Origin of the sequence: Flexivirga aerilata, from assembly GCF_013002715.1 — a bacterium.
Taxonomy (GTDB): domain Bacteria; phylum Actinomycetota; class Actinomycetes; order Actinomycetales; family Dermatophilaceae; genus Flexivirga; species Flexivirga aerilata.
Map to the genome: position 1 here is coordinate 1,423,418 of NZ_JABENB010000001.1, position 23,158 is coordinate 1,446,575.

A 23,158-nucleotide genomic window follows, 5' to 3' on the forward strand; every position below is an offset into this window, starting at 1 on the left:
GCCCCCGGGTCACTCGATCGTGAAGCCCAGCCCGGCCATCAGCAGGTCCAGGTAGGACTCGAAGAACGCCTCCGCGTCGACGATCCCGGCTCCGCGGCACGGCTCGAGCATCAGGTAGCCGATGACGGCCGCCCAGAAGTGCATCGTCAGCTCGTGGGCGATCGGGCTGAGCGGGCCCTCGGCGGTGCGCCAGGCCTCGGTCGGGTTGTGCAGCGCGTGGGTCTGCGGGGGGCGACGCGAGCTGGCCGGTGGTGATGGCGTTGTCGAGCACCCGGCCGACCAGTGAGCCGGTCGAGATGCGCAGTCCGCGCACCCGCGGGTCGCTGCGTCCTTCGGAGTGGGTCTCGCCATACAGCAGGTAGAAGTCGTCGGGCGCGTCGCGCGACCACCATCGGGTGGCGCGTGCCGCGGCCCGGCACTCGGCCTGATGATCGCCCGGCGGGCAGGTGCCCAGCGCCTCCTGCACGCGCTCGGCGAGCGTCGCGTAGGCCTCCACCCGCAGCTGGTTCATCAGGGCCACGCGGTCCGGGAAGTGCCGGTAGGTCGTCCGCCTGACGTTCTCCTCGACTCCGACCCGGCGCCAGCCGACCTATCTGGTCCCGGCCGCCGACCCCGGTCGGCCGCAGCCGCTGACCGCTCACGCGTCGGTCGGCCGCTTCGCGGTGCCCGCCGCGACCGGCGGTCAGGGCTTCCCGCCTGCTGCGGTGGCGCAGCGGGCGGATGCGACCGGCAGCGTCCCGGCTGCGTCGGCTCCCTCGTCCTTGTCGTCGTTGCTCCTGCTCGGCGGGCTGGTGGCGATGACAGGTGCCGGTTCGGGCTACCTGCGGGTGCGCCGGCACGTCGCCGAACGACGCGCGGCGTGACGGGTCAGTCACCGCCGAGCGCAGGTAGGGGCCGCGCCCGGCGATGCGGGTCGGGCACCGGGATCGCCGCGAGCAGCGCCCGGGTGTAGTCCTCCTGCGGATCGGCGTACACCCGCTCCACCGGGCCGGATTCGACGATTCGCCCGGCCCGCATCACCGCGACGCGGTCGGCGATGCCCCGCACGACGGCCAGGTCGTGCGACACGATCAGCAGCGCCAGTCCGCGGTCCTGCTGCAACTGGTCCAGCAGCGAGAGGATCTGCGCACGGATCGACACGTCGAGGGCCGAGACCGGCTCGTCGGCGATGATCATCCGCGGCCGGGTCGCGAGCGCGCGGGCGATGCCGATGCGCTGCCGCTGGCCGCCGGAGAACTGGTGCGGATATCGGTTCAGGTGCTCCGGCGAGAGGCCCACCGACGTCATCAGCTCGTCCAGCGTTTCGTCGTCACGCGGCAGTCCCTGGTTGCGTAGTGGCGCGGAGACGATGCGAGCGACGGTCTGTCGGGGGTTGAGGGAGGTGTAGGGGTCCTGGAAGACGACCCCGAGTTCTCGACGCAGCGTGCGCAGTCCGCGGCCGTGCGCTCGCGTGACGTCCAGGCCGTCCCAGCGGACGGTGCCCGACGTCGGGTCGGTGAGGCGAAGGGCGATGCGGCTCAGGGTGGACTTCCCGGAGCCGGATTCGCCTACCAGAGCTACGGTTTCGCCCGGGGCGACGTCGAGGGTGACGTCATCGACTGCCTGGGTGACCGCGCCCCTCGCAAACGGGGTCGACCGTCCGCGGAACGTCTTGCTCACGTGCTCCAGGCTCAGGAGTGCTTCAGGCATCCGGCAGCTCCCGCTCTGCGGTGAAGTGGCAGGCCGCGCGGTGCAGCCGGCTCCCAGGGCGCGGCGTCAGCTCCGGCTCGATCGTGCGGCAGGCCTCGCCGACCTGCTCGGCGAACGGGCACCGCGGATGGAACGCGCACCCGGCCGGCCGGTCGGCGCCCGACGCCGGCACGCCGGGTATGGCGGCAAGTCGTCGCGACGGGGCGTCCAAGTTGGGGGTCGCCTGCAGCAGCGCCCGGGTGTACGGGTGCGCGGTGTGGTCGAAAACGTCCAGCACAGTGCCGGATTCGACGATGCGCCCGGCGTACATGACGGCGATGTCGTCCGCGGTCTCGGCGACCACCCCCAGGTCGTGGGTGATCAGCACCAGTGCCATGCCCAGGTCGTCGGTGAGCCCGGTCAGTAGGTCGAGCACCTGCTGCTGCACCGTCACGTCGAGTGCGGTAGTCGGCTCGTCCGCGATGAGCACGGTCGGGTTGTTCACGATCGCCATCGCGATCATCGCGCGCTGCCGCATCCCACCGCTGAACTCGTGCGGGTAGTCGTCGACCCGGCGTTCGGGGTCGCGGATCCCGACCCGGTCGAGCACCTCGATCGCCCGCCGCCGCCCGGTCTGCTTGTCGGCCGAGTGGTGGCGGCGGTAGGCGTCCGAGATCTGCCTGCCGATAGTCCGGTAGGGGTTGAGCGCGGCCAGTGCGTCCTGGAAGACCATGGCAATGCTGCTGCCGCGCAAGGGAACTCGCTGCGATTCTGGGGCGGTGAACAGGTCGACGCCTGCGACGACGGCACTGCCCGTGACGCGCGCCGAGTCGGGCAGCAGGCCGATCGACGCAAGGGCGGTGGCCGACTTGCCGGACCCCGACTCGCCGACGATGGCCAGCACGCGGCCCGGGAAGACCTCGAGGTCGACGCCGTCCACCGCGCGCACGGCGTGCTCGCCGCCGAAGGTGACGCTCAGATCGCGCAGCTGGAGCGCCGGTGTGGTCGGGTCCGTCGAGTCAGCCACGGCGCACCCTCGGGTCGATGAAGCCCTGCACGACGTCGACGATCAGGTTGCCGACGATGATCAACGCTGCGCCGAAAAGCGCTGTGCCGACCACGATCCCGAGATCGTGGGACGAGACACCACCGAGCAGGAGGTCACCAATGCCGTGCATGCTGAACACCTTCTCGGTGAAGATCGTGCCGCCCAGCATGAGCGCGAGATCGATGCCGAACAGCGTGGTGACGGGCACCCAGACACTGCGACGTGCGGTGCGCCGGACCCGTCGGGCCGACGCCCCGGTCGCGCGTTCGGCGAGCAGATAGTCCGAGCCGAGCTCGTCGAGCATCTGGTTGCGCGCATAGCGAGCGTATGCCGCGCCGTTGATCAGTCCGAGCACGCACCACGGCAGCACCAGGTGCCACGCCCAGTCCACGGGGCTTTCGGTCAGGGGGACGTATCCCGACACCGGCACCATGTTGAGCTGGAAGCCGAAGACGAGAATCGCCAACAGTCCCAACAGGTATGCCGGCATCGCGACCAGTAGGAGCGAGCCGCCGCGGACCAGCCCGTCCAGGACTCCGCCGCGGAACCGCGCGGCGAGCGGGCCGAGCGTCATACCGACGATCAGTGAGACGACCGCGCCGCCGATCGCGATCGACGCGGTGATCGGCAGGCGCGACCAGATGAGGCTGGTGACCGACTGGCGCTGGTCGAAGGAGAAGCCGAAGCACGGGGCGGCGCATCGCGCTGCCTCGGCTCCGGTGCCGTAGGTCCGTCCGACGAAGAGTCCCTTCACGAAGTCGAACCACTGCACGATAGAACTCTTGTCGGTGCCCATGAACTGCTTGATCTGGGAAAGGCGTTCGGGCTGACACGGTTTGCCGCACAGCACTCGGGCCGGGTCGGACGGGCCGCTGTAGAACAGCAGGAACACGCAGAACGAGATCGCCAGCAACACCAGCACGGACGCGGCGAGCCGGCGCACGAGGAACCAGGCCATCAGCGGGCTCCCTCCGTGCGCACGTCGAAGGCATCGCGCAGTGCGTCGCCGAGCAGCGTCGCGCCCAGGATGATCAGCAGCAGCGCGATCGAGGGAACGATCAGGTAACCGGCGTCGGCACCGGTGTAGGTCCAGGTGATCGACTGGCCGATCAGCACGCCGAGGTCCGGCGAACTCGGGTCGAGGCCGACGCCGAGGAAGCTCAGGCCGGCCGAGACCGCGACCGTCGCCGGAAAGCTCAGGGCGACCACGACTGCGAGGGTGCCGACCAGATTGGGGAGCAACTCGCTGACGAAGACGCGGTGCAGGGGAGTGCCGGATGCCCTTGCGGCGTCGATGAATTCGCGAGCCGCTAGCTGTCGCGTCTGCGTGTGGATCAGGCGTGCGGTGCCGACCCAGCCGAACGCGGCGAGCACCACGGTCAGCACGACGGGCTTGGGGATGCTGGCGGGCACGATGAGCTGGAGGGCGATCAGGAACAGCAGGGTGGGGAAGCCGAACATGAAGTCGACGAATCGACCGAGAGTCGCCTCGAACCAGCCGCCGAGATAACCCATCGCCATCCCGATTGTCGTGCCGATGATCACCGAGATCACGGTCGCCGCGATGGCGATGAGCACTGTGGTCCGGATGCCGTAGACGACCAGGGCGAAGAGGTCACGACCGGTGCCCGGCTCGGCACCGAACCAGTGCGCCCCGCTCACCCCACCGAAGCTGCCGAAGGGGTTGCCGCCGTTGTTGCCGTCGACCAGGTCTCCGTGGAAGGCGTGCGGATCCTGCCCCTCGAGCGCCGCGAGCAGTGGCGCGCACAACCCGGCGAGCAGCACCAGCAACAGGATGAGCGCGCCCGCCCGGCCGCTCCAGGACCGGCCGGTGCGCCGCAGCGCGAGGGAGAGCGGTGAGCGGGTGCGCGCCCGCACGACCGCCGCCGTCACTTGCGCAGACCCTGGATCAGCACGTTGGGGTAGGTGGGGAACGTCGGAATGTAGGTGTTGGTCACGTTGCTGCCGTTGAGGTATGCCTGGTGGGAGTAGTAGAGCGGCACGACCGGCGCCTGCTGCAGGATCTGCTGGTCGATCTTGGCCCACGCCTTCGCGGCCTCGTCGGGATCGGTCAGGGCGGTCGCGTCGTCGATCGCCTTGTCGACGGCCGGGTCCTTGAATTTGGAGAGGTTGAAGTTGCCGTTCCCGATCTGATTGGCCGCGAAGACCGGCTGCAACTGGGCGTAGGCGCCGGGGTAGTCCGCCTGCCAGCCGGAGATCGTCAGGTCGAAGTTGTTGCTTTGCGACACCGTCGCCTGCCAGGTGTCGCTGTCCTGGCCGGTGAGCTTGACGTTCACGCCGAGCTTCTTGAGGTCGGCCTGGATGGAGGCCGCCTGCTGCGCCTGCCCCGGCGAGGTCGAGTCGTAGACCAGGTTGAGGGTCGGCAGCTTGGTGCTGCCCAGGAGTTGTTTGGCCTTGGTGACGTCGCCGGTCGCGGGGGCGGGGTAGAGGTCGTACTTCTGGTAGCCCTGCACACCCGGCGGGATCAGCGTGGTCGAGATCGCACCGCCATACGTCGGCCCGCCGGCGATCGTCTGCAGCGACTGCTTGTTGATCGCGTACTCGAGCGCCTTGCGCACGTTGAGGTCGGTGAGTCCCGGCCGGCTGGTGTTGAGGAAGAGGTATTCGGCGGCGCCCGACGGCGACACCGTCGTGCGCGCCTTCACGGCCGGGTCGGCGTTGATCTTGGGCACGATCGCACTGGTGACTTGGACACCCGCACCGTTCTTGTCGTTGCCCTGGTCGTCCACCATGCGCTGCGCCAACGTGTCGGGGTCGAGCCCCATCTCGTAGGTGATCGTGTCGGGTGCCCCGAGGCGCACCGGGTCGGTCGCCTTCTGCCAGTTGGGGTTTCGCTTGAGCGTCACCTTCGACCCGACCGTGTATGACGCAACCTGGTAGGGGCCCGACGCGGGGGGAGTGTGGTCGTATGCCGGGATGCCCATGCCCTTGCCCGCCGGGACCGGGGCGAAGGCCGGCATCGAGGCGACCCAGGGGAAGTCGGCGAACGCCTTGTTGAGGTGGAACACGATCGTGGTCGCATCGGGGGCCTGGATCGAGTCGAGGTGCTTGCCCTTGGCCGGCCCCTGGTAGCTGTCGCCGCCGACGAGCAGCGCCTTGTGATAGCTGAGGCCGCCCTGCAGCTGCGGGTCGAAGCTGCGCTCCACGCCAAACTTGACGTCCTGCGCGGTGATGGGGCTGCCGTCCGCATACTTCAGGCCGCTCTTGAGCTTGAAGGTCCAGGTCTTGCCGCCGTCGGATGCCGTGCCAGTGCTGGTCGCCAGGTCCGGTGCGAGCTCGGTGGTGCCGGTCGGCGAGGTCTTCCAGGTGGTGAGGCCACGGAGGATGAGGTGGATGGTGCTGGTGCCCAGGTTCTGGCTCTTCGCCGGGTCGAAGTGGATCTCCTTGCTGGCGGTGTACTCGTAGAGCGCGCCGCCCTGCCGAGGTGCCGCCGTAGCACCCCCGCCGCCGCTTGCCGATCCCGAATTCGTCGCGCTGCCACGCGAATTGGCATTGCAGGAGGTAAGCGCCAGCGCGGCGGTCAGGGTGGTTGCGGCGATCAGGGCGGAACGGCGACGAAGCATGACGGCCTTTCTGGCTACTCACATGAAATTATGTGAATGCTAAGGGCGCGTTATGACCATACTGCACCCGGGTGGGTGCCGGGCCCGGCAGTCGGGCCCGGCACGCCCATCATTCCGCGGGTTGGTAGCCGATGACGGCTTTGGTCTCGACGAAATCGTCGAACGCCTTGTCGCCCCACTCGCGCCCGTTGCCGGACTGCTTGTAGCCACCGAACGGCGCGGTGAAGTCGACCGGGGTGCTGTTGAGGTTGACCTGGCCGGCCCGCAGGCGGGAGGCGACCTTGCGCACCTGGTCCAGATCCGACCCGGTGACGTAGGCGGCCAGCCCGTAGTCGGTGTCGTTGCCGATCTCCACGGCCTCGTCGACCGACTCGTAGGGCAGGATCGACAGCACCGGGCCGAAGATCTCCTCACGGGCAATCGTCATCTCGTTGTTCACGTTGGCGAAAACCGTTGGCTTTGCGAAGAATCCGCTGTCGATGCCGTCGGGTCGACCGGTGCCGCCCGCGACCAGCGTGGCGCCCTCGTCGATGCCCTGTTGGATGAGCCCCTGCACCTTGTCGAACTGCGCCTCCGAGGCGAGCGGGCCCATCTTGACCTCGCCGGTCGGGTCGCCGACGGTGACCTTCTCGGCCGCGTCCTTGGCGATGTCGATCGCCTCCTGCATTCGATGGGCCGGCACGAGCATCCGGGTCGGCGCATTGCAGGACTGCCCGGTGTTCTGCATGACCGATGCGACGCCGAGCTTCACGCCGCGGGCGAAGCTGTCGTCGTCCAGGATGATGTTGGGGCTCTTGCCGCCGAGCTCCTGGTGCACCCGCTTCACGGTGGGCGCCGCCGCCTGCGCCACCGCGACGCCGGCCCGGGTCGAGCCGGTGATGCTGATCATGTCGACCTGCGGATGGGCCGCGAGGGCGGCTCCAACAGTCGGTCCGTCGCCGCCGAGCAGATTGAAGACACCTGCGGGAACACCTGCGGCATCGAGGATTTCGGCAAAGATGTATGCCGTGAAGGGCGCCACCTCGGACGGCTTCAGCACCATGGTGCAGCCGGTGGCGAGGGCCGGGGCGACCTTGGCGGTGATCTGGTTGAGCGGCCAGTTCCACGGGGTGATGAACGCCCAGACGCCGATCGGCTCGCGCACCAGCAGGGTGCCGCCGCGCTGCTCCTCGAAGGGGTAGGTGCGCAGCGCCTCCCGAGCCGTCGCCAGGTGTGCGCGTCCCATCGCGACCTGTGCGTTCTTCGCGAGCTTCGCCGGAGCGCCCATCTCCTCGGTCACCGCCGTCGCGAGATCGCCTGCGCGCCGGTCGTATTCGGCGGCGATCGCGTCGAGCACCTCACCGCGTTGCTCGGGGGAGGTGGTCGACCACGAGTCGAAGGCCTTGCGCGCGGCGGCCACGGCCTTGTCGACGTCGCTGGTGTCGCCGAGCGCGATGTGCCCGGCCACCTGCTCGGTGGTCGGGTTGACGACGTCGTAACTGTTGGGCCGGTCGGGTGCGACCCACGCACCGTCGATGTAGAACTTGTCGTACTCACGCATCGGCGAAGTCATCTCCTTTGGAGGCCGGGTGTCGCCGGTCACATCGGCGACGACTCCGAGCATATGAACAGCGCATCTGAGCAGGGCATCTGAACAGGTGCAGATAGTCGTGGCCGATCGGTGCGGTGCGGCCGTCGCGCGACGTGGGCGCCGGCCCGATTTGGTCGTGGCCGCTCCCGCCCCCTACTCTGGATGCACCGAAGACCGCCGGTTGCCACCCGTGCTCACGCGCGAGTGGTCGAAGGTTCCGCAGCAGCGGGCGACCAGCGCAGGTGAGCTAGGCAGCACAGCACGGCCCCGTCATACCTCGTATGCCGGCAGGTCCATCACGTGAGCCCCGCGCATCTGCGCCGGGGCTCTTTTTGCGTCGCGGACTCCTTCGCCCGGTGATCCTCGGGCCAACATTCACCGATCAAGGAGGTCCGCATGGCCAAGTCCGACAAGTCGGCAGCCATCGCCGAGCTCACGGACAAGTTCCGTGACTCGGGTGCGGCCGTGCTGACGGAGTACCGCGGTCTGTCCGTGGCCCAGCTCACCGAGCTGCGCAACTCCATCCGTGAGCACGCGACCTACACCGTGGTGAAGAACACGCTGACCAAGCGCGCCGCCGAGGCGGCCGGTGTGAGTGCCTTCGACGAGGACCTGCAGGGTCCGTCGGCGATCGCGTTCATCACCGGTGACCCGGTTGAGGCCGCAAAGGGTCTGCGCGACTTCGCCAAGGCCAACCCCCTGTTGGTGATCAAGGGCGGCGTCATGGACGGCAAGTCCCTGACCTCGGACGAGATCACCAAGCTCGCGAGCCTCGAGTCCCGCGAGACCCTGCTCGCCAAGCTGGCCGGCGCGATGAACGCGTCGCTCAGCCAGGCGGTTTACCTCTTCGCCGCTCCGCTGTCGCAGACCGCTCGGGTCGTCGGCGCGTTGCGGGACAAGGTCGAGACCGAGGGCCCGGTTGCCACCGACGCCCCCGCCCCGGCCGCCGAAGAGACCGCTGCCGAGGCTCCGGCCGAGGCTGCCACCGACGTCGCCGAGGGTGGCGACGAGAGCTGAGCCGCATGGCCCAGTTTGCTTGACAATCAACGCCACTCACGGCATATGGCGCCCGCGCCATACGAACACACGAAAGGTTGCCGACATGGCAAAGCTCAGCACCGAAGAGCTCCTTGAGGCCTTCAAGGAGATGACCCTGATCGAGCTCAGCGAGTTCGTCAAGGAGTTCGAGGACACCTTCAACGTCACCGCTGCCGCTCCGGTTGCCGTGGCCGCCCCCGGCGCCGCCGGTGGCGCCGCTGCCGGCGAGGCCGCCGAGGAGAAGTCGGAGTTCGACGTCATCCTCACCGCCGCCGGTGACAAGAAGATTCAGGTCATCAAGGAGGTCCGCGCGCTGACCTCCCTCGGCCTGAAGGAGGCCAAGGACCTGGTTGACGGCGCTCCGAAGCCGGTTCTGGAGAACGTCGACAAGGACGCGGCCGAGAAGGCCAAGGAGCAGCTCGAGGGCGCCGGCGCGACCGTCGAGCTCAAGTGAGCTAATCCCTCACCAGCTTCATCGAAGCGGGTCCGATCCCTTGCGGGGTCGGGCCCGCTTCGTCGTTGCCTGCCAACTCGATTGACGCCGCACCGCGCGTAATCACTAAGCAAGCGCTTAGTCAGTGAGCTACGCTGGACCCGAAAGCCGCGCCGCCCACTACGAAAGGTCCCGTATCGCGATGCGCCTGCAACTGTCCGAGGAGGACGCTGCGTTCCAGCAGCAGATGCGTGAGTTCTTCACCACCAAGGTTCCGGCCGATCTGCGGGAGCGGTGGGCCGCCGGGGGTGAGCCGGCCGCCGACGACATCCGGCTTGCGCAGAAGACCCTGAACGACGCGGGTCTGGCCGTGCCGCACTGGCCCACCGAGTGGGGCGGTCAGGACTGGAGCCAGTTGCAGCGGCACATCTACCTGCAGGAGATGCAGGCCGCGAGCGTGCCGCCGCCGCTCGCCTTCAATGCCAACATGGTCGGCCCGGTCATCGCCACCTTCGGATCGCAGGAGCAGAAGGAGCGCTTCCTGCCGGGCACCGCGAGCCTCGACATCTGGTGGTGCCAGGGCTTCTCCGAGCCCAACGCCGGATCCGACCTGGCGAGCCTGCGCACCTCCGCGGTGCTCGAGGGCGACGAGTGGGTCGTCAACGGGCAGAAGACCTGGACCACGCTCGGGCAGCATGCCGACTGGATCTTCGCGCTCGTGCGCACCGAGCCGGACGCACCGAAGAAGCAGATGGGCATCTCCTTCCTGCTGATCGACATGAAGACTCCCGGCATCACTGTGCGGCCGATCCAGCTGATCGACGGCGGCCACGAGGTCAACGAGGTCTTCTTCGACAACGTGCGGGTGCCCGCCGACCAGCTGGTCGGCGAACGCGGCCAGGGCTGGACCATCGCCAAGTTCCTGCTCGGCAACGAGCGGGTCGGCGTCGCGCCGGTCGGCAGCATCAAGCGCAAGCTCGCCGATGCCAAGGCGTATGCCGCAGCGACCAACTCCGGCGAGGGCACCCTGCTCGACGAGCCGCTGGTCGCCGCTCGCCTGGCAGAGCTCGAATCCCAGGTCGCCGCACTGGAACTCACCGTCCTGCGTGTCGCGGGCAACTCCAAGGAGGGCAAGCCCGACCCGGCCTCCTCGATCCTGAAGCTGCGCGGCAGCCAGCTGCAGCAGGACGTGCTGGAGTTCATCGTCGACATCGCCGGACCGGCATCCCTGGAGTGGGCGAGCACCAGCGACAGCGACGGCAGGGACAGCACTGATCTGGCCGCCTGGACCGGCCATGCGACGCCGACCTACCTCAACTTCCGCAAGGCTTCCATCTACGGCGGCTCCAACGAGGTGCAGCGCAGCATCATCTCGTCGGGCATCCTCGGGCTGAAGGGCTGAGATACCAATGGATTTCACCTACGACGACGAACAGAAGGCACTGCAGCAGGCGGTGCGTGACCTGGCCGGCCGCAACGCGCCGGTCGAGCAGCAGGGCGACCAGCCGGTCGGTCCCGCCAAGCACGACCCGAAGGTGTGGAGCGCGCTCGCCGAGATGGGCCTGATCGCCCTGCCCTTCGCCGAGGAGCTCGGCGGCGCGGACGCCTCGGCCGTCGAGGTCGCCATCGCGTCGGCCGAACTCGGCCGGGCGCGGGTTGCCACGGCATACGCCGAAGCACTCGTGGCGGCCCAGGCGATCGCGCTCGCCGGTGACGACCAGCAGCGCAAGGAGCTGCTGCCGCCGCTGCTCGAAGGCGAATCCCTCGTCGTGCCAGCGCTTTCCGAGCCGGGCCGGGCCTGGTCGCTCGACGCGTACGACGTGACCGCGAGCGGGTCCGACGGCGACGTGACCCTGACCGGCACCAAGGAGCCGGTGCCGTTCGCCGATGCCGCCGAGCGCTTCGTGGTGAGCGCGCGGGTCGGCGACAAGACCGGACTCTTCGTGGTGGAGGCCTCCGACGCCGAGGTGTCGGGGCAGCGCGTCAAGCTCTCGGGCACCCCGGCGAAGGCCCTGGGCACGCTCGACGACGCACCGGCAGCGCTGGCCGCCGCGGTCAACCTCGGCATCCTCGCCGTCTCGGCGGAGGCCCTGGGCGCGATGGACGCCGCGCTGCCGATGACGGTCGAATATCTCAAGACCCGCAAGCAGTTCGGGGTGCCGCTCGCGGCGTTCCAGACCCTGACCCAGCGCGCGGCCGACATGTACGTCTCCGTCGAACTCGCCCGCAGCACCGTGCTGTTCGCGGCGATGCGCCTCGCAGAGGACGCCGGCGAGTCCGAGACGGCGTCCCGCCTCAAGGTCGTCACCGGGCAGTCCGGCCGGCACGTCGGGCAGGAGGCGATCCAGCTGCACGGCGGCATCGGCATGACGGCCGAGTATGCCGTGGGCCACTACACCGCCCGCCTGACCGCGATCGAGCACACCTTCGGCGACACCCGCTACCACCTGGCGCGGCTCGCCGCCGGCCTCGGCGACCACCAGCAGGTCGAGGTGCTCGCCGGCTGAGCGGTTTGTCACCGAACACGTCCCTTGACCGGGCAGAAAGTAAACGCCCGGTCAAGGGACGTGCTGTTTTTGGTCAGCCTTTGACCCAAAGCGTTGCCGATGCACCCGACCAGTGGACACAGTGGCGGGACCGTGGCGCCCCGCGTCGCGACCCAACCGAAAATCCCGTCAGAAGAGGAAGTTCATGCGCATCACGCATCGCCTTGCAGCTGCCACCGCCGCCACCGCGGCCCTCGTTGCAGCCGGCACCGGTAGCGCCATGGCCGACACCGCCAGCCCCGGCATCATCGGCGGCAGCAGCGGCTCGTCGCCATACATCGTGCAGCTCGTCTTCGGGCAGAGCGGCGGCACCTACGGCTGCACCGGTGAGGCCATCTCGTCGCAGTGGGTGCTGACCGCCAAGCACTGCATCGACGGCACCAACTGGATGGACGTCTACTACAGCAACTCGGTCACCAACCCGGGCACGCCGGTCGCGGCCGACCGTGTCGTCGGGTCGCCGTCGGGCGACGTCGCGCTGGTGCACCTGTCCACCGCCAAGTCGGTCTCCAGTTACGCGCCGCTCGCCTCGTCATACACCGCGCGCGCCGGCGACACCGGCACCATCTGGGGCTACGGCCTGACCGCCGGCGGCGCCCAGCCGACCCACCTCAACAAGGCCACCGTCAACGTCGTCGGCTCCAGCCGGGACGCGTATGGCGGCACCGCCGTGCACGTCAAGGGGCAGGACGGCGCCTCCAACCACGGTGACTCCGGCGGCCCGCTCTTCGTCAACGGGGTCATCGTCGGCGTCTGCTCGACCGGTGACGTCGCCGACCCCGGCAGCGACATCCACGCCGGGTCCAACTACGCCAACCTCACCGCCAGCCGCTCCTGGATCAGGTCCACCGCGGGCGTGTGACGGCGTAACCGCACCTGCCCCACCGCGCTGCCGCGGCCCTTCCTCCGGGGGCCGCGGCAGCGCCGTGTCCGGGCGTACGACGACCCGCGCGGGACGATCGCGTATGCGCCCCGGAGTCACGCCGATGGTCGCCGTGCCGGTGCGGCGATGGACTGTCGGTGAACGGATCGCAGCCCGCGGTCCCGGCACCGGAGCAACCGATGACCTCCCGAATCGCCCTCGCAGCAGCCACTTTCGGCACCGTCACCGCCGCGGTCACCGCCGGCGTCTACCTCAATTTCTCGGCGCGGGTCATGCCGTCCCTCGGCCGGATGGCGGGCTCCGCAGGGCTCGCCCGGATGCAGGGCTTCAACCGCACCGCGGTGCAGCCGCCGTTCATGATCTGCTTCTTCGGCGCCGCGTTCGTCGGCGGATACCTCGTCTACCGGGTGGTTCGCGGTGACCGATCGGGCGCCGACCTGCTGCTGGCCGCGGGTGGCACGGCATACCTGCTCGGCTTCGTGCTGACGATCGCCTACAACGTCCCGCTCAACGACAAGCTCGCCGCGCTCGACCCGGACGCCCCCTCCTCGATCCAGGTATGGCGGGACTACCTCACCAGCTGGACCGCCGCCAACACGGTGCGCGCGGTGCTCTCGACGCTCGCGGTCGGGCTGCTGATCGCGGGCACGGTGAGCGGCCTGCGCAGCGGCCGGAATGCCGCCACGCCGACGCAGCCGGACCAGGTGCGCAGCCATGTGGCTCGCTGAACTCGCGAGCCTCGCCGCGCGGCACGGCACCCCGATACGCTGCCCGACGATGGGGGAGACCGGTGACCTGCTCGACGGGCCGCGCGCACGCGGGGCCTTCCTGCTCCGTGTGCTGATGGAGCCGCCGTGGGCCCTGCAGATCACCGAGGACGCGCCGCTCACGATGGTCGCCGTGCTGACCGACGGGTCGTGGCTGCGGCAGCCGGGTGAGGAGTCGCGGCGGCTGACCGCCGGCGACATCCTCCTGGTGCGGGGCGCCACGCCATACGTGCTGAGCGACGACCTGACGACACCGCCGGACATCGTGATCGGGCCGGGTCAGAGCTGTTCGGCGCGTGACGGGCGTGACCTCTCGGGTGAGTTGGCGAGCGGCGTGCGCGCCTGGGGCAACCATTCGGCCGGGCGCGACACCATGCTGGTCGCGAGCTATCCGGAGCAGGCGCAACTCGGCACGATGCTCGGCGCGGCGCTGCCCGAGCTGACGCTGGTGCGCGGGTCGGACAGTCCACTGCTGCCCGTCCTGGTCGCCGAGGCCGCGCGGGACGCGCTCGGGCAGGAGGCGGTGCTCGACCGGATCCTCGACGTGGTGCTGATCGCGGTGGTCCGGGCGTGGGCGGCCGAGGCGCCGTCCGGGGTCGCCGGCCTGCAGGTGCTCGCCGATCCCGCCGTCGCCGAGGCGGTGCGGCTCATCCGGTCGCAGCCGGCGCATCCGTGGACGGTCGACGCGCTCGCCTCGCGCGCCGGTGTCTCCCGGTCTGTGCTGGCGCGCAGGTTCCAGGACGTCGTCGGCATCCCGCCGATCGGCTACCTCGCCCAATGGCGGCTCTCCCTCGCCGCCGATCTGCTCCGCGACACCGACCGCACGCTGGCCGCCATCTCCCGGGAGGTCGGTTATGCCAGCCCGTTCAGCCTCAGCACCGCCTTCAAGAAGGCGTATGGCGTGAGCCCCCAGGCCTACCGGGCCCGCACGACGGCCTGAAGCACCCGGACCGCGGTAGCCGCGACACGCCCCCGATTACTTCCCGGTATCGCTTGACCCGGCCGGTCGCCAGGGTGCACTCTCGTGGCGTCGAATTCGACAGGTCGGGGGGCCGTCCGGGATTCGACCGTTGCCACGTGTAGACATGTGGTCCATTTTCGGGTAGAGTGTTGCTTTGCGCTGCCCGTATCCAGCCAACCCACTTCAGTTCGCGCTCCGTTCGCATGCCTCGATGCTGCCGTCGAGGCCTTTCGAATCGCGACGCCTGCGTCAGAAGTGGCCGGCCGGCACTCGGGAGGCGTTACGAACCGCCCGCATAAGTTGGCCCGTGGAAGGACCCATCCTTGGCTGCCTCGCGCACTGCGACGAAATCCCTCTCCTCGGCAAAGATGGCCTCCGGCCGTCTGTCGTTCGCGAAGATCCGCGAACCGCTGGAAATCCCCGATCTGCTTGCTCTGCAGACCGACAGCTTCGACTGGCTGCTCGGTAACGAGCGTTGGCAGGCCCGCGTGGCCGAGGCCAAGACCGCCGGCACGGTCGGCGTTCCGGAGCGCTCCGGTCTGGAGGAGATCTTCGAGGAGATCTCCCCGATCGAGGACTTCTCCGGCTCGATGAGCCTGTCGTTCCGGGACCACCGGTTCGACGAGGTCAAGTACTCCATCGAGGAGTGCAAGGAGCGCGACATGACGTATGCCGCGCCGCTGTTCGTCACCGCGGAGTTCATGAACTCCGACACCGGTGAGATCAAGAGCCAGACGGTCTTCATGGGCGACTTCCCGCTCATGACCGACCGCGGCACCTTCATCATCAACGGCACCGAGCGTGTCGTCGTCTCCCAGCTGGTCCGCAGCCCGGGCGTCTACTTCGAGCGGACCCCGGACAAGACCTCGGACAAGGACATCTTCACCGCGAAGATCATCCCGAGCCGTGGCGCGTGGCTGGAGTTCGAGGTCGACAAGCGCGACCAGGTCGGCGTCCGCGTCGACCGCAAGCGCAAGCAGTCGGTCACCGTGCTGCTCAAGGCGCTCGGCTGGACCGAGGCGCAGATCCTCGAGGAGTTCGGCGAGTACGAGTCGATCCGCCAGACCCTGGAGAAGGACCACACCGCCGGCCAGGACGAGGCGCTGCTCGACATCTACCGCAAGCTGCGTCCGGGCGAGCCGCCGACCCGTGAGGCCGCCCAGAACCTGCTGGACAACCTCTACTTCAACGGCAAGCGCTACGACCTGGCCAAGGTCGGCCGCTACAAGGTCGACAAGAAGCTCGGTCTCGAGGTCGGCATCGACCAGTCGACGCTGACCGTCGACGACATCGTCGCCACGATCAAGTACCTCGTCGCGCTGCACGCCGGCGAGGAGACCCTGAAGGGCCGCCGCGACGGCGAGGACGTCGACATCCGCGTCGAGGTCGACGACATCGACCACTTCGGCAACCGCCGCCTGCGCAACGTCGGCGAGCTCATCCAGAACCAGGTCCGCACCGGCCTGTCCCGGATGGAGCGCGTCGTCCGCGAGCGGATGACGACCCAGGACGTCGAGGCGATCACCCCGCAGACGCTGATCAACATCCGGCCGGTCGTGGCCTCCATCAAGGAGTTCTTCGGCACCAGCCAGCTGTCGCAGTTCATGGACCAGAACAACCCGCTCGCCGGCCTGACGCACAAGCGTCGTCTGTCCGCGCTGGGCCCGGGTGGTCTGTCCCGTGACCGCGCCGGCATGGAGGTGCGCGACGTGCACCCGAGCCACTACGGCCGCATGTGCCCGATCGAGACCCCTGAGGGTCCGAACATCGGCCTGATCGGCTCGCTCGCGTCATACGGCCGCATCAACGCGTTCGGTTTCGTCGAGACGCCCTACCGCAAGGTCAAGGACGGCAAGGTCACCGACGAGGTGCACTACCTGTCGGCCGATGAGGAGGACAACTTCGTCATCGCGCAGGCCAACGCGCCGCTGACCGACGACAACCACTTCGCCGAGGACCGGGTGCTCGGACGCACCAAGGGCGGCGAGGCGAGCGACGTCCCGATCGAGGAAGTCGACTACATGGACGTGTCCGCACGTCAGATGGTGTCGGCCGCCACCGCGTTGATCCCGTTCCTGGAGCACGACGACACCTCGCGTGCGCTCATGGGCGCCAACATGCAGCGTCAGGCCGTGCCGCTCGTGCAGGCCGAGGCGCCGCTCGTCGGCACCGGCATGGAATACCGTGCCGCGCTGGACTCCGGTGACGTCGTGCGGGCCGAGAAGGCCGGCGTCGTGACCGAGGTCTCGGCCGACCTGGTGACCGTGATGAACGACGACGGCACCCAGACGACCTACCGGATCAGCAAGTTCACCCGCTCCAACGCCGGCAACTGCTACAACCACCGGGTCGTCGTCGAGGGCGGCGACCGGCTCGAGGCGGGCGCGGTGATCGCCGACGGTCCGGCGACCGACGGCGGCGAGATGGCGCTCGGCAAGAATCTCCTCGTGGCGTTCATGCCGTGGGAGGGTCACAACTTCGAGGACGCCATCATCCTGTCCCAGCGTCTGGTGCAGGACGACACGCTCAGCTCGATCCACATCGAGGAGCACGAGATCGACGCCCGCGACACCAAGCTGGGTCCGGAGGAGATCACGCGCGACATCCCCAACGTCAGCGAGGAAGTGCTCGCCGACCTGGACGAGCGCGGCATCATCCGCATCGGTGCCGAGGTCCGCGACGGCGACCTGCTCGTCGGCAAGGTCACGCCCAAGGGTGAGACCGAGCTGACCCCGGAGGAGCGCCTGCTGCGCGCCATCTTCGGTGAGAAGGCCCGTGAGGTCCGCGACACCTCGATGAAGGTCCCGCACGGCGAGACCGGCACGGTCATCGGCGTCAAGGTCTTCGACCGCGAGGAGGGTGACGAGCTGCCGCCGGGTGTCAACCAGCTGGTGCGCGTCTACGTCGCCAACAAGCGCAAGATCACCGACGGCGACAAGCTCGCCGGCCGCCACGGCAACAAGGGCGTCATCTCCAAGATCCTGCCGGTCGAGGACATGCCGTTCCTGCCGGACGGCACCCCGGTCGACGTCGTGCTCAACCCGCACGGTGTGCCGCGTCGTATGAACCTGGGGCAGATCCTGGAGCTGCACCTCGGCTGGGCCGCCTCCCGCGGCTGGGACATCGCGGCCTCGGACGGCAACACCGAGTTCGCCGAGCAGATCGCGCCCGACGCGCAGTCCGCTCCGCCGAACTCCCGGGTCGCCTCGCCGGTGTTCGACGGTGCCTCCGAGGACGTCATCACCGGTCTGCTCGACGCGACGCTGCCGACCCGGGACGGCGACCGCCTGGTCGACCACACCGGTAAGGCGCAGCTGTTCGACGGGCGTTCCGGCGAGCCGTTCCCCGAGCCGGTGTCGGTGGGCTACATGTACATCCTGAAGCTGCACCACCTGGTCGACGACAAAATCCACGCACGCTCCACCGGCCCCTACTCGATGATCACCCAGCAGCCGCTCGGCGGTAAGGCCCAGTTCGGTGGCCAGCGCTTCGGTGAGATGGAGGTCTGGGCGCTGGAGGCGTACGGCGCGGCATACGCGCTGCAGGAGCTGCTGACGATCAAGTCGGACGACGTGACCGGCCGCGTGAAGGTCTACGAGGCCATCGTCAAGGGCGAGAACATCCCCGAGCCCGGCATCCCGGAGTCGTTCAAGGTGCTGATCAAGGAGATGCAGTCGCTGTGCCTCAACGTCGAGGTGCTCTCCAGCGACGGCACCCTGATCGACCTGCGCGACTCCGACCAGGAGGTCTTCCGCGCGGCGGAGGAGCTCGGCATCGACCTGTCCCGGCGTGAGCCGAGCAGCGTCGAGGAAGTCTGAGACAGACAACCGGCGAGGTATGCCGGAAGTCGCTCGTGACTCCCGGCATACCTCACCAAAACCTTTAACCGGCAACTCTTTTCAGACTTTCGAAGCTTTAAGAAGGAAGGCATCAACGTGCTGGACGTCAACTTCTTCGACGAACTGCGTATCGGCCTCGCCACCGCTGACGACATCCGCCAGTGGAGCCACGGTGAGGTGAAGAAGCCCGAAACCATCAACTACCGCACCCTCAAGCCGGAGAAGGACGGACTCTTCTGCGAGAAGATCTTCGGCCCGACCCGTGACTGGGAGTGCTACTGCGGCAAGTACAAGCGGGTCCGCTTCAAGGGCATCATCTGTGAGCGCTGCGGCGTCGAGGTGACCCGCAGCAGCGTGCGTCGTGAGCGGATGGGCCACATCGAGCTGGCCGCTCCGGTCACCCACATCTGGTACTTCAAGGGCGTTCCGTCGCGCTTGGGTTACCTGCTCGACCTCGCCCCGAAGGACCTGGAGAAGGTCATCTACTTCGCGGCATACATGATCACCTCGGTCGACACCGAGCAGCGTCATGCGGACCTGCCGTCGCTCGAGGCGCAGATCGAGGTCGAGAAGAAGGAGTTGGAGAACTCCCGCGACAACGACGTCAACACCCGCGCCGCCAAGCTCGAGGCCGACCTGGCCGAGCTGGAGAAGGAAGGCGCCAAGGCCGACGCGCGCCGCAAGGTGCGCGAGTCCGCCGAGCGCGAGATGAACCAGATCCGCAAGCGCGCCGACCAGCAGATCGAGCGCCTGGAGCAGGTCTGGGACCGCTTCAAGAACCTCAAGGTCCAGGACCTCGAGGGCGACGAGGTGCTCTACCGCGAGATGCGCGACCGGTTCGGTCTGTACTTCGAGGGCGGCATGGGTGCCGAGGCGCTGCAGAAGCGCCTCGAGACCTTCGACCTCGACGCCGAGGCCGAGTCGCTGCGCGAGATCATCGCCACCGGCAAGGGGCAGCGCAAGACGCGTGCCCTGAAGCGGCTGCGCGTGGTCACCGCCTTCCAGCAGACCAAGAACAACCCGAGCGGCATGGTGCTCGACTGCGTGCCGGTCATCCCGCCGGACCTGCGTCCGATGGTGCAGCTGGACGGTGGCCGCTTCGCGACCTCCGACCTGAACGACCTCTACCGCCGGGTCATCAACCGCAACAACCGGTTGAAGCGACTGCTCGACCTCGGTGCGCCGGAGATCATCGTCAACAACGAGAAGCGGATGCTGCAGGAGGCCGTCGACAGCCTGTTCGACAACGGCCGCCGCGGTCGTCCGGTCACCGGACCGGGCAACCGTCCGCTGAAGTCGCTGTCCGACATGCTCAAGGGCAAGCAGGGTCGCTTCCGGCAGAACCTGCTCGGTAAGCGCGTCGACTACTCCGGCCGTTCGGTCATCGTCGTCGGCCCGCAGCTGAAGCTGCACCAGTGCGGTCTGCCCAAGCAGATGGCGCTGGAGCTGTTCAAGCCGTTCGTGATGAAGCGTCTGGTCGACCTCGACCACGCGCAGAACATCAAGTCGGCCAAGCGCATGGTCGAGCGGGCCCGCCCGGTCGTGTGGGACGTGCTGGAAGAGGTCATCACCGAGCACCCGGTGCTGCTCAACCGCGCACCCACGCTGCACCGTCTCGGCATCCAGGCCTTCGAGCCGCAGCTGGTCGAGGGCAAGGCCGTGCAGATCCACCCGCTGGTCTGCACCGCGTTCAACGCCGACTTCGACGGTGACCAGATGGCGGTCCACGTGCCGCTGTCGGCCGAGGCGCAGGCCGAGGCCCGCATCCTGATGCTGTCGAGCAACAACGTGCTCAAGCCGGCCGACGGTCGTCCCGTGACCATGCCCAGCCAGGACATGATCACCGGCCTCTACTTCCTCACCTCGCAGTTCGGTGAGGTCAAGGTCGACGACGAGCACCTGCGGGCGTTCACGTCGCCGGCCGAGGCCCGGATGGCGTTCGACCGCGGCGAGATCAAGCTCGGTTCGCTCGTCACCATCCGGCTCACCGACCAGGTCCCGCCGGCCGGTTTCGAGGCGCCCGAGGGTGCCGAGACCGACGAGCTGGGACGGCTGGCCTCGTTCGAGCTGGACACGACCCTCGGTCGGGTGCTGTTCAACCAGACCCTGCCGGAGGACTACCCGTTCCTCAACAAGGACATCGACAAGAAGGCACTGTCGGCGGTCGTCAACGACCTGGCCGAGCGCTACCCCAAGGTGCAGGTCGCCGCGTCGCTCGACGCGCTCAAGGAGGCCGGCTTCTACTGGGCGACCCGCTCGGGCAGCACGGTCGCGATCAGCGACGTGCAGACCTCGTCGAACAAGTGGCAGATCCTGGCCGGCTACGAGGAGAAGGCCGCCAAGATCCAGACGCAGTTCGACCGCGGTCTGATCACCGACGAGGAGCGCCGTCAGGAGCTCGTCGAGATCTGGACGCAGGCGACCAACGAGGTCGCCACGGACATGCAGCACAACTTCGACCCGCTGAACCCCATCTACCGGATGGTGTCCTCGGGTGCGGGTGGTAACTGGTTCCAGGTGCGTCAGATCGCCGGTGCGCGTGGCCTGATGGCCAACCCGAAGGGTGAGATCATCCCGCGTCCGATCAAGGCCAACTTCCGTGAGGGCCTGTCGGTGCTGGAGTTCTTCATCTCCACCCACGGTGCTCGTAAGGGTCTGGCCGACACCGCGCTGCGTACCGCCGACTCGGGTTACCTGACCCGTCGTCTGGTCGACGTGTCGCAGGACGTCATCATCCGCGAGGACGACTGCGGCACCGACCGTGGCCTCACGCTGCCGATCGCGCAGCGTGGTGCCGACGGTGAGCTGGTCGAGCACGAGAACGTCGAGACCGCGGTCTACGCCCGCACCCTCGCCGCCGATGTCGTCGGGACCGACGGCACCGTGCTGGCGAAGGCCGGCGAGGACCTCGGCGACGTCAACCTCGACAAGCTGCTCGCCGCCGGTGTCGAGGACGTCAAGGTCCGCTCCGTGCTCACCTGTGAGTCGCGGGTCGGCACCTGCGCCCTCTGCTACGGCCGTTCGCTCGCCACCGGCAAGCTGGTCGACATCGGTGAGGCCGTCGGCATCATCGCGGCCCAGTCCATCGGTGAGCCCGGCACGCAGCTGACCATGCGCACCTTCCACACCGGTGGTGCCGCGGGTGACGACATCACCCAGGGTCTGCCGCGTGTGGTCGAGCTCTTCGAGGCCCGTACGCCGAAGGGTGTCGCCCCGATCGCCGAGGCCAGCGGCCGCGTGCAGATCGAGGAGACCGACAAGACGCGTCGCATCCTGCTGACCCCGGACGACGGCTCCGAGGAGCACGCCTACCCGGTCAGCAAGCGCGGCCGTCTGCTGGTGCAGGACGGTGACCACGTCGAGGTCGGCACGCTGCTGGTGCAGGGTGCGATCGACCCCAAGCAGGTGCTGCGCATCCAGGGTGCGCGGGACGTGCAGAAGCACCTCGTCGACGAGGTGCAGGCCGTCTACCGCCAGCAGGGTGTGTCGATCCACGACAAGCACATCGAGGTCATCGTGCGGCAGATGCTGCGCCGCGTGACGATCATCGAGGCCGGCGACACCGACCTGCTGCCCGGCGAACTCGTCGAGCGTGGCCGGTTCGAGGACGCCTCGCGTCGTGCGCTCGCCGAGGGCGGACGTCCGGCGTCGGGTCGTCCGGAGCTGATGGGCATCACCAAGGCGTCGCTCGCGACCGACTCGTGGCTGTCGGCGGCCTCCTTCCAGGAGACCACCCGGGTGCTCACCGAGGCCGCGATGCACGCCAAGAGTGACCCGCTGCTGGGCCTCAAGGAGAACGTCATCCTCGGTAAGTTGATCCCGGCCGGCACCGGTCTGCCGCGTTACCGCAACGTGAAGGTCGAGCCGACCGAGGAAGCCAAGGCTGCGCTCTACGCGCTGCCGGACTACCAGCCCTACGACTACCCGGTCTTCGGCCCGGGTTCGGGCGAGGCGGTGCGTCTCGACGACGCGTCGCTCGGGTTCGACAGCTGATCGACGATTGCTGACGGCGAAAGGTCCCGGTCACCGCGAGGTGGCCGGGGCCTTTCGCGTGTCGGCACATGCGAGGATCCCGGTATGAGCGAAGAGGTCGGGGGTTCGTCGGTCTTCGATCGACCGGAGCCCACCGAGCGCCCTGCGCCGGTGCCGTTGTCCCGGGAGTTGATCGTGTCCGCGGCTGTCGCCCTTGCCGACGAGGAGGGCCTCGAGGCGGTGTCGTTCCGGAAGGTCGCCGCCGCACTGGGAGCCGGCCCGATGCGGCTGTACCGCTACGTCGACACCAAGGACGAGTTGCTCGACCTCATGGTCGACCACGTCTACGGCGAGCTCAGCGGCCAACCGGCGCCCACCGGCGATTGGCGGGCGCAACTCACCGGCTTGGCCGACGATCTGCGCGGGGCGATGCACCGCCACCCGTGGTGCGCCGACCTGCTCGGCGGACGGCCCCATCTGGGCCCCCACGCGGTGGCCTACCTGGAGCGTGGGCTTGCCGGTTTGGCCCCTGCGTTCGGCGACGACATCGTCGGTATGACGACGGCCCGCGCGGCCGTCACGGCGTACGCGCTCGGCCAGGTCCGCACCGAACTCGCCGGCGCCGCCGACCAGGACGATCGCACCTGGCAGGCGGCCTCCATCGGCGGCCTACGTGACCGGATCGCGAGCGGGGACTACCCGATGTTGTCGCGGATCGTGCACGAGAGCGGGCCGGTGGAGCCGGATCAACGGTTCGCCGCCGGACTGAGGCTGCTTCTCGACGGGGTGGCGATCCGACTCTCGCGCGACTGATCCGGCGCGTCCCTCCGCTCCCTCTGCCACCGATGT

General features: G+C 68.6%; 18 protein-coding genes. 11 read left to right on the forward strand and 7 right to left on the reverse strand.

What is annotated here, in order from left to right; translation table 11 throughout:
• Positions 1 to 9: 9 nt before the first annotated feature.
• Positions 10 to 351, reverse strand: coding sequence for a hypothetical protein (locus HJ588_RS06760; RefSeq protein ID WP_171153312.1), 342 nt, complete (start codon positions 349 to 351; stop codon positions 10 to 12).
• Positions 352 to 662: 311 nt separating this feature from the next.
• Between HJ588_RS06760 and HJ588_RS06765 the strand changes: the two genes are divergently transcribed.
• Positions 663 to 863, forward strand: a complete 201-nt coding sequence (locus HJ588_RS06765; protein ID WP_171153314.1) for a hypothetical protein — start codon at positions 663 to 665, stop codon at positions 861 to 863.
• 4 nt (positions 864 to 867) lie between these two features.
• On the opposite strand, the gene HJ588_RS06770 is transcribed toward HJ588_RS06765, so the two are convergent.
• The 6 genes from HJ588_RS06770 to HJ588_RS06795 form a co-directional block, all read right to left on the reverse strand.
• On the reverse strand, positions 868 to 1,689 hold the full coding sequence (locus HJ588_RS06770; RefSeq protein ID WP_171153316.1) for an ATP-binding cassette domain-containing protein: 822 nt from the start codon (positions 1,687 to 1,689) through the stop codon (positions 868 to 870).
• Positions 1,682 to 2,695, reverse strand: coding sequence for an oligopeptide/dipeptide ABC transporter ATP-binding protein (locus HJ588_RS06775; protein ID WP_171153318.1), 1,014 nt, complete (start codon positions 2,693 to 2,695; stop codon positions 1,682 to 1,684). The genes HJ588_RS06770 and HJ588_RS06775 overlap by 8 nt, the downstream gene beginning before the upstream one ends.
• Positions 2,688 to 3,674 (reverse strand): ABC transporter permease, encoded by a 987-nt coding sequence (locus tag HJ588_RS06780; protein ID WP_171153320.1) that lies wholly within the window; start codon positions 3,672 to 3,674, stop codon positions 2,688 to 2,690. Before HJ588_RS06780 ends, HJ588_RS06775 begins: the two co-directional genes overlap by 8 nt.
• On the reverse strand, positions 3,674 to 4,609 hold the full coding sequence (locus tag HJ588_RS06785) for an ABC transporter permease (RefSeq protein WP_343036622.1): 936 nt from the start codon (positions 4,607 to 4,609) through the stop codon (positions 3,674 to 3,676). Before HJ588_RS06785 ends, HJ588_RS06780 begins: the two co-directional genes overlap by 1 nt.
• Positions 4,606 to 6,300 carry an ABC transporter substrate-binding protein gene (locus HJ588_RS06790; RefSeq protein WP_171153323.1) on the reverse strand — a complete coding sequence of 565 codons (1,695 nt, stop codon included), beginning with the start codon at positions 6,298 to 6,300 and terminating at the stop codon, positions 4,606 to 4,608. Before HJ588_RS06790 ends, HJ588_RS06785 begins: the two co-directional genes overlap by 4 nt.
• 109 nt (positions 6,301 to 6,409) lie before the next feature.
• Positions 6,410 to 7,840 carry an aldehyde dehydrogenase family protein gene (locus tag HJ588_RS06795; RefSeq protein ID WP_171153325.1) on the reverse strand — a complete coding sequence of 477 codons (1,431 nt, stop codon included), beginning with the start codon at positions 7,838 to 7,840 and terminating at the stop codon, positions 6,410 to 6,412.
• Positions 7,841 to 8,266: 426 nt separating this feature from the next.
• Here HJ588_RS06795 and rplJ point away from each other — a divergent pair, with 426 nt between their 5' ends.
• The 10 genes from rplJ (at position 8,267) to HJ588_RS06845 (ending at position 23,122) form a co-directional block, all read left to right on the forward strand.
• Entirely contained in the window at positions 8,267 to 8,887 is a 621-nt protein-coding gene (gene rplJ / locus HJ588_RS06800) for a 50S ribosomal protein L10 (protein WP_171153327.1), read from the forward strand.
• Between the two features lie 85 nt (positions 8,888 to 8,972).
• Positions 8,973 to 9,362, forward strand: coding sequence for a 50S ribosomal protein L7/L12 (rplL, locus tag HJ588_RS06805; protein ID WP_171153329.1), 390 nt, complete (start codon positions 8,973 to 8,975; stop codon positions 9,360 to 9,362).
• A gap of 181 nt (positions 9,363 to 9,543) precedes the next feature.
• A complete protein-coding gene (locus HJ588_RS06810) occupies positions 9,544 to 10,743 on the forward strand; it encodes an acyl-CoA dehydrogenase family protein (protein WP_171153331.1) in 1,200 nt (399 codons plus the stop codon).
• Positions 10,744 to 10,750: 7 nt separating this feature from the next.
• Positions 10,751 to 11,848: an acyl-CoA dehydrogenase family protein gene (locus HJ588_RS06815; protein WP_171153333.1), complete on the forward strand. Its 1,098-nt coding sequence runs from the start codon at positions 10,751 to 10,753 to the stop codon at positions 11,846 to 11,848.
• A 184-nt stretch (positions 11,849 to 12,032) separates the two neighbouring features.
• Entirely contained in the window at positions 12,033 to 12,749 is a 717-nt protein-coding gene (locus HJ588_RS06820) for a S1 family peptidase (protein WP_171153335.1), read from the forward strand.
• A gap of 200 nt (positions 12,750 to 12,949) precedes the next feature.
• On the forward strand, positions 12,950 to 13,498 hold the full coding sequence (locus tag HJ588_RS06825; protein ID WP_171153338.1) for an anthrone oxygenase family protein: 549 nt from the start codon (positions 12,950 to 12,952) through the stop codon (positions 13,496 to 13,498).
• Positions 13,485 to 14,477, forward strand: a complete 993-nt coding sequence (locus HJ588_RS06830) for an AraC family transcriptional regulator (RefSeq protein ID WP_246241769.1) — start codon at positions 13,485 to 13,487, stop codon at positions 14,475 to 14,477. The genes HJ588_RS06825 and HJ588_RS06830 overlap by 14 nt, the downstream gene beginning before the upstream one ends.
• A gap of 344 nt (positions 14,478 to 14,821) precedes the next feature.
• Entirely contained in the window at positions 14,822 to 18,316 is a 3,495-nt protein-coding gene (gene rpoB, locus HJ588_RS06835) for a DNA-directed RNA polymerase subunit beta (protein WP_171153340.1), read from the forward strand.
• A 117-nt stretch (positions 18,317 to 18,433) separates the two neighbouring features.
• Positions 18,434 to 22,330, forward strand: a complete 3,897-nt coding sequence (locus HJ588_RS06840; RefSeq protein WP_171153342.1) for a DNA-directed RNA polymerase subunit beta' — start codon at positions 18,434 to 18,436, stop codon at positions 22,328 to 22,330.
• Between the two features lie 84 nt (positions 22,331 to 22,414).
• A complete protein-coding gene (locus HJ588_RS06845; RefSeq protein WP_171153344.1) occupies positions 22,415 to 23,122 on the forward strand; it encodes a TetR/AcrR family transcriptional regulator in 708 nt (235 codons plus the stop codon).
• Positions 23,123 to 23,158: the final 36 nt, after the last annotated feature.